Raw genomic sequence first — 6073 nt, forward strand, 5'->3', positions numbered from 1 at the left:
ACCCTCGGCCCGGCCACCGGACGCCTCCTCGCCGAAACGATCGTCACCGGCGAACGCCCCACGGAACTGGCCCCCTTCGACCCCCTGCGCTGACCAGCCGATGCCACAACTCGGCATCGGCTGGCCCTTCCCGTCCGGTCCCGCTGTCCGGGCGGCAGCGACCACCGCTGGGTGTCCTGACTCAACTGGTGGCCCTGTCTCCCACGTGGGGGTGTCGAAGGGCCCCGACAAGCCTTTCGACAAATGTCGAGTGAACCACGGAGAAGCTCCCGGCATCGGTCGGTGGTGATCGATTTCAGGTCGGCCGTACGGTCTGCGCACCGTCGGATTCCGGCCCCTGCCGCTGACCGCAGTGGAAGCCGGATGCCAGCTGAGATCGGAGCTTTGGATGAGTGCAACAGTCGCCCTTGTCGGGCTGGGGAACATTGGAGGGCGTGTCGTCGCCCATCTGGTGAAGGCCGGCCATGACGTGGCGGTTTTCGACCTGAACACGGCCGCGGTCCAGGCCGCGGTGGAGGTGGGGGCCCGGGCGGCGGCGTCGGCCGCTCAGGCCGCCGAGGGCGCTGAGGCGGTCTTCCTGAGCCTGCCCACTCCGGCGATCGTGGAGTCGGTGGTCGGTGAGGTTCTGCCGCACGCCGAGAAGGGCGCGGTGATCGTCGACCACAGCACGATCGACCCGGAGACCTCCCGCCGGCTGGCCGCGACCGCCGCGGCGGAGGGTGTCAGTTTCCTGGACGCGCCGGTCAGCGGCGGTGTGCAGGGCGCGGAGGCCGGCACCCTCGCGATCATGGTGGGCGGTGACGAGGCCGCCCTGGAGCGGGTGCGCCCGCTGCTGGAGACGTACGCCGGGAGCGTCGTACGTATCGGGGACAGTGGCAGTGGCCAGGTCGTGAAGCTGGCCAACAACCTGATCACGGCGATCAACATCGCGGCGCTGGGCGAGGCGCTGACCACAGCCGTGCGCCAGGGCGTGGACCTGGATGTCGCGGTGAGCGTGCTGACCAAGAGCTCCGCCAACAGCAATGTGCTCTCCAGCTACTTCCCGCGCACGCTGTTCACCGCCGAGCGGCCGACCGGCTTCGCGCTGGACTTCATGCACAAGGACCTGGGCCTGTTCCTGGCCTCCGCCGCCTCGGGTCCGGTGCCGCTGCCGCTGTCGAACGCGGTGCGGGACCTGTTTTCGATCGGCCGTCAACTGGGCCGTGGCAGCAAGGACTTCACCAGCGTCGTCGAGTTCTACGAGGACTTCGCCGGCGTCCGTCTGCAGACCAAGGAGGCCGGCAAGTGAGCACCACCGGCGTTGAGATTCCCGTTGTCCACCAGCTGATCGGCGGGGCGTGGGGACCCGCGGACTCCGGCGAATGGAGCGAGGTGGAGAACCCCGGCCGCCGCGAGGTTATAGGCCGCGTCCCGGCGTCCGGCGCCTCGGACGTGGACCGCGCGGTGGCCGCCGCCAAGGAGGCGTTCCCGGCCTGGCGCGCACGGCCCTCGCGCGAGCGCGGCGCCTTGCTGATCAAGCTCGGCGACAAGATCGCCGAGCACCAGGAGGAGCTTGCCCGGATCATCGCCTCCGAGACTGGCAACGCCCTGCGCACGCAGGCCCGCGGCGAGGCCGCCTCGGCGGTGGACATCTTCCGCTACTACGGGCAGGTCGCCTCCGAACAGAAGGGCGAGACGCTCCCGCTGGGCGACGGCCTGCTCTCGTACACGGTGCGTGAGCCGTTGGGCGTGGTGGGCGGCATCGTGCCGTGGAACGCCCCGGTGCAGCTGTCCGCGCTGAAGATCGCCATGGCGCTGTCCATGGGGAACACGCTGGTGCTGAAGACCGCGGAGCTGGCCCCGCTCGGGGTTCTGCGGATGGCGCAGTGGGCAGCGGAGATCCTGCCCGACGGCGTGCTGAACGTGCTGTCCGGCTCGGGCGCGGTGGCGGGCGCGCGGATCGCCTCGCACCCGGACATCGCCAAGCTGACCTTCACCGGCTCGACCGGGGTCGGGCGCAGCATTCTTGCTGCGGCCGCGGACCGGATCGTACCGGTCACCCTGGAGCTGGGCGGGAAGTCCCCGGTCATCGTCTTCCCCGACTCCGACGACGACGCCACGGTCGACGGTGTGATCATGGGCATGCGCTTCACCCGCCAAGGCCAGTCCTGCACCGCCGGCTCCCGGCTGTACCTGCATGAGGACATCTTCGACTCGTTCCTTCAGAAGCTGACCGCCAAGCTCGCCCAGCTGAAGATCGGTGACCCGCTGGACGAGGACAGCGACATCGGCGCCATCGTCAGCGAGGCCCAGTACGACAAGGTCTGCCGCTACATCCAGTCCGGCCTCGACAAGGGCGGCAAGCTGATCACTGGCGGTGTGCAGAAGCCCGTCGACCAGGACGGCTACTACGTCGCGCCGACCGTCGTCAGCGGCGTCGACGCCGACTGGGAGATCACCCGCGAAGAGGTCTTCGGCCCGGTCCTGGTCGTCATTCCGTGGCACGACGAGGACGAGGTCGTGGCCGCGGCCAACGACTCCACCTATGGGCTGGCCGGCTACGTGTGGTCGAAGAACATCGACCAGGCGCTGCGCACCGCCCACCGGCTGGAGGCGGGCTGGATCCAGATCAACCGCGGCGGCGGGCAGATCCCCGGCATGGCCTACGGCGGCATCAAGCAGTCCGGCCTGGGCCGCGAGTACTCCGTGGACGGCGCGCTGGAGAGCTTCACCCAGCACAAGAGCTTCACCATCGCCTACACGGCCTGACGCATCCCGGCCCTCACGGCCTTCCAGTGCACCACCCCGCGCGCACTCGCGTCATGTACGACGTCTGGCAGGCGTCGCTGAAGTCCGGACCCGCACCGGTCTGTTGTCTTTCCCAACTCCGCTCCGGCGGCGTCTGTCAGCGTGACGGCTCCGCCGTACCCGAAGGAGTCCCTCCATGGGTACCACCACCCCTCCACCACCGGCCCACGGCGTCGAACTCACCGATGACGGGCTCGCGCAGAGCCTGACCAAGCGTCATATCCGGATGATCGCCGTCGGCGGCGCCATCGGCGTCGGCCTCTTCCTCGGGTCCGGCGGCGGCATCGCCAAGGCCGGCCCCGCGCTGATCGGCGTCTACGCGATCACTGGTGTGTTCATCTACATCATCATGCGGGCCCTGGGCGAGCTGCTGATCTACCGGCCGGTCAGTGGCAGCTTCGCCGAGTACGCCCGTGAGTTCATGGGCCCTGCCTACGGCTTCATCACCGGCTGGGGCTACTGGACGACGTGGACGGTGATCGGCATGGCCGAGATCACCGCGGCGGGCATCTACGTCCACTACTGGTTCCCGTTCATCCCGCAGTACGTCACCGCGTTCGTCGTCCTGGTGGCGCTGGTGCTGCTCAATCTCCTGAAGGTGGGGGCGTTCGGCGAAGCGGAGTTCTGGTTCGCGTCCATCAAGATCACCGCCATTCTGGGGCTGATCATCGGCGGCACGCTCGTCGCGGTCTTCAGCATCGGTGACGCCGGCGCCAACAGCACCTTCGCCCACCTGTGGAACCACGGCGGCGCAGCTCCCAACGGCTGGCTGGCCGTCCTGCTCGCCTTCCAGATCGTGGTCTTCTCCTACCAGGGCGTCGAGTTGATCGGCATGACGGCCGCCGAGACGAAGAACCGCGACACCGTCCTGCCCAAGGCGATCAACTCCATCCCCTGGCGGATCGGCATCTTCTACGTCGGCTCGCTGCTGGTCCTGCTGACGTTGTTCCCCTGGACCGAGTTCAGCGCGGGCGAGAGCCCGTTCGTGAAGGCCCTGACCCACATCGGCCTGCCGGCCGCGGGCAGCATCATGAACTTCGTCGTCCTCACCTCCGCCCTGTCTTCCTGTAGTTCCGGCCTGTTCAGCAACGGCCGTCTGCTCAAGCGGCTCGCCGCCGACGGTGTCGCCCCCGCACGGTTCGCCACCGTCAACAAGGGCCACGTTCCCGCCGCGGCCATCCTGGCCTCCGGCACCGCCATGATGATCGGCGTCCTGGTCAACGCGGTCGTGCCCGACCAGGCGTTCGTCTACATCTCCTCCGTCGCCACCCTGGGGGCGATCTGGAGCTGGCTGGTCATCATCGTGTGCCACATGATCTACCGCCGCCGGCTCGCCCGCGGCGAAGTGCACGAGAGCTGGTTCAAGCTGCCCTTCGCCACCCCGCTGAGCTGGCTCGTGATCGCCTTCCTGACCTTCGTCACGGTCATCCTCGGCTTCGACGCCGACAACCGCATCGCCTTGTACGCGCTGCCGGTGTGGGCGGCAGCCCTCATCGGCGGCTACCTGTACGCCAAGCCGAAGATCGTCGCCAGAGAGGCAGCCGCAGCGGCGGCCGCCCACGAGCCGGTCACCAGCCCCTCGGCTGTCGCCGCCGGAGCCGGCGACCAGTCCGCGACGCGCCGCACGGACTGACCCCAACGGGCCGCCGGGCAACCCCCGGCGGCCCGGCTCACCATCTGTCGCCGCCGCACCGGCGACACGCGGGCCCCCTCCCCTTGGCCCGCACTCCGGCGGGCTGCCGAACCACGGCGGCAGCCCGCCCCCGACGTTCGTTTCCCGACCCGCAAGGAGTCCCTCCTCGTGAACGCCCGCCCGTCCTCCACCATCGCCCCCTGGGCCGATGCCCGAAGCCGGCAGCGGCTGCACGAACTGGAGACCCAGCACCGTGAGGAGGGCTCAGTGGCGGTCACCAACGCGGTCAGCCGCACCCTGGACGCGTACCACTACCGCATGGCCACCGAAGGTCTCGTGCTGTACGCCGGGACGAACGTACTGTCCCCGGCCGTGCGCGCCGCCCACGACGGCGCCCTGTCCACCCGTCCCGCGCTCGGCTGGCCCGGCGGAAAACTTCAGACCGGCGTGCAGGAGATCGAAGCCCTCGAAGTCATCGCCAGCACCCAGGTCGCTCACGCCATGCGCGCCACCTACGCCGAGATCCGCTTCCTGACCGCGACCATGGCCAACCTGGCTCTCTACAGCGCTTTCGCCCAGCCCGGCGACACCATCGCCGTGCTCTCTCCCGAGGCCGGCGGCCACGCCAGTCACCATGCGCACGCCACCGCCGGTGTGCGCGGCCTGAACGTCATCTACCTGCCCTACAACGGCGCCGACTTCGACGTCGACGCCCGCGTCCTGGACGTCTTCCTCACCACTCACCGACCCAGGCTGATCCTGGTCGGCGGCAGCGTCACCCTGTTCCCCCACGATCTCGGCGTTCTCCGCGAGGCAGCCGACCGCATCGGCGCGCTGCTCGCCTACGACGCCTCCCACGCCGCCGGTCTCATCGCCGCAGGATACTTCCAGGACCCGCTCGCCGAAGGCGCCCACGTCGTCACCTTCTCCACCTACAAGACCCTCGCCGGGCCCGCCGGAGGCGCCGCCGTCACCAACGACCCGCAGTTGGCCGAGGCGCTCTCGCACACCGCCTACCCGGTCCTCAGCTCCAACTACGACCCCGCCCGGCTCGGCCCACTGGCCATCGCCGCCGCGGAGGCCGCGGAACAGAAGCCGTCCTGGGCCGCACCCACCATCACCGCCGCCCAGCATCTGGCCGCGCACCTGGCCGGTCACGGCTACGCCGTCCTCGGGGCCGACCGCGGGTACACCCGCACCCACCAGGTCGTCGTCGACGCCACCGCCCTAGGCGGCGGAGCCGGCACGGTCGACCGCCTCGCCGCCCACGGTATCTACGCCGGCACCTGCCGCCTGCCCTGGCAGCCGCCCGACGCCCCCGCCCAGGGCATCCGGCTGGGCACCCAGGAAATCATCCGCCGTGGAGCCGACATCGCCACCATGTCCCGCGTCGCCGCCGTCATCCATCACGCCCTGACCAACCGGGGCCCGGCCAACACCGAGGCAGCCGCCGAACTGCGCGCGAGCCTCGGTCCCGACCTGTGGACCGCTCAGGAGCCCGTACAGCCCGTGTGAACCGGGCAGCCCGTGGAGCCGCGCCCGCTCCGACCGCCGCGGATCTAGGGCGTGTTTCGAAAGTAGCGCCGTCCGCCCGGAGGGCGGGCCCCGCGGCGTCTGGTGCGGTGCATCGCAAGGCGGAGGGTCGTCCGCGTA

General features: G+C 70.0%; 4 protein-coding genes. All 4 read left to right on the top strand.

Features of this window, described 5'->3' with window-relative positions:
• Positions 1-388: 388 nt before the first annotated feature.
• The 4 genes from ACFY4A_RS42185 (at position 389) to ACFY4A_RS42200 (ending at position 5935) form a co-directional block, all read left to right on the top strand.
• Positions 389-1288 (top strand): NAD(P)-dependent oxidoreductase, encoded by a 900-nt coding sequence (locus ACFY4A_RS42185; protein WP_390834617.1) that lies wholly within the window; start codon positions 389-391, stop codon positions 1286-1288.
• Complete coding sequence (locus tag ACFY4A_RS42190) at positions 1285-2748, top strand: aldehyde dehydrogenase family protein (protein ID WP_390834618.1); 1464 nt, start codon at positions 1285-1287, stop codon at positions 2746-2748. Before ACFY4A_RS42185 ends, ACFY4A_RS42190 begins: the two co-directional genes overlap by 4 nt.
• Positions 2749-2923: 175 nt before the next feature.
• Positions 2924-4420 carry an amino acid permease gene (locus tag ACFY4A_RS42195; RefSeq protein WP_390834619.1) on the top strand — a complete coding sequence of 499 codons (1497 nt, stop codon included), beginning with the start codon at positions 2924-2926 and terminating at the stop codon, positions 4418-4420.
• Between the two features lie 168 nt (positions 4421-4588).
• Positions 4589-5935: a DegT/DnrJ/EryC1/StrS family aminotransferase gene (locus ACFY4A_RS42200; RefSeq protein WP_390834620.1), complete on the top strand. Its 1347-nt coding sequence runs from the start codon at positions 4589-4591 to the stop codon at positions 5933-5935.
• The last annotated feature ends 138 nt before the right edge of the window (positions 5936-6073 follow it).

Origin of the sequence: Streptomyces sp. NPDC001292 (assembly GCF_042896465.1) — a bacterium.
Taxonomy (GTDB): Bacteria; Actinomycetota; Actinomycetes; order Streptomycetales; family Streptomycetaceae; genus Streptomyces.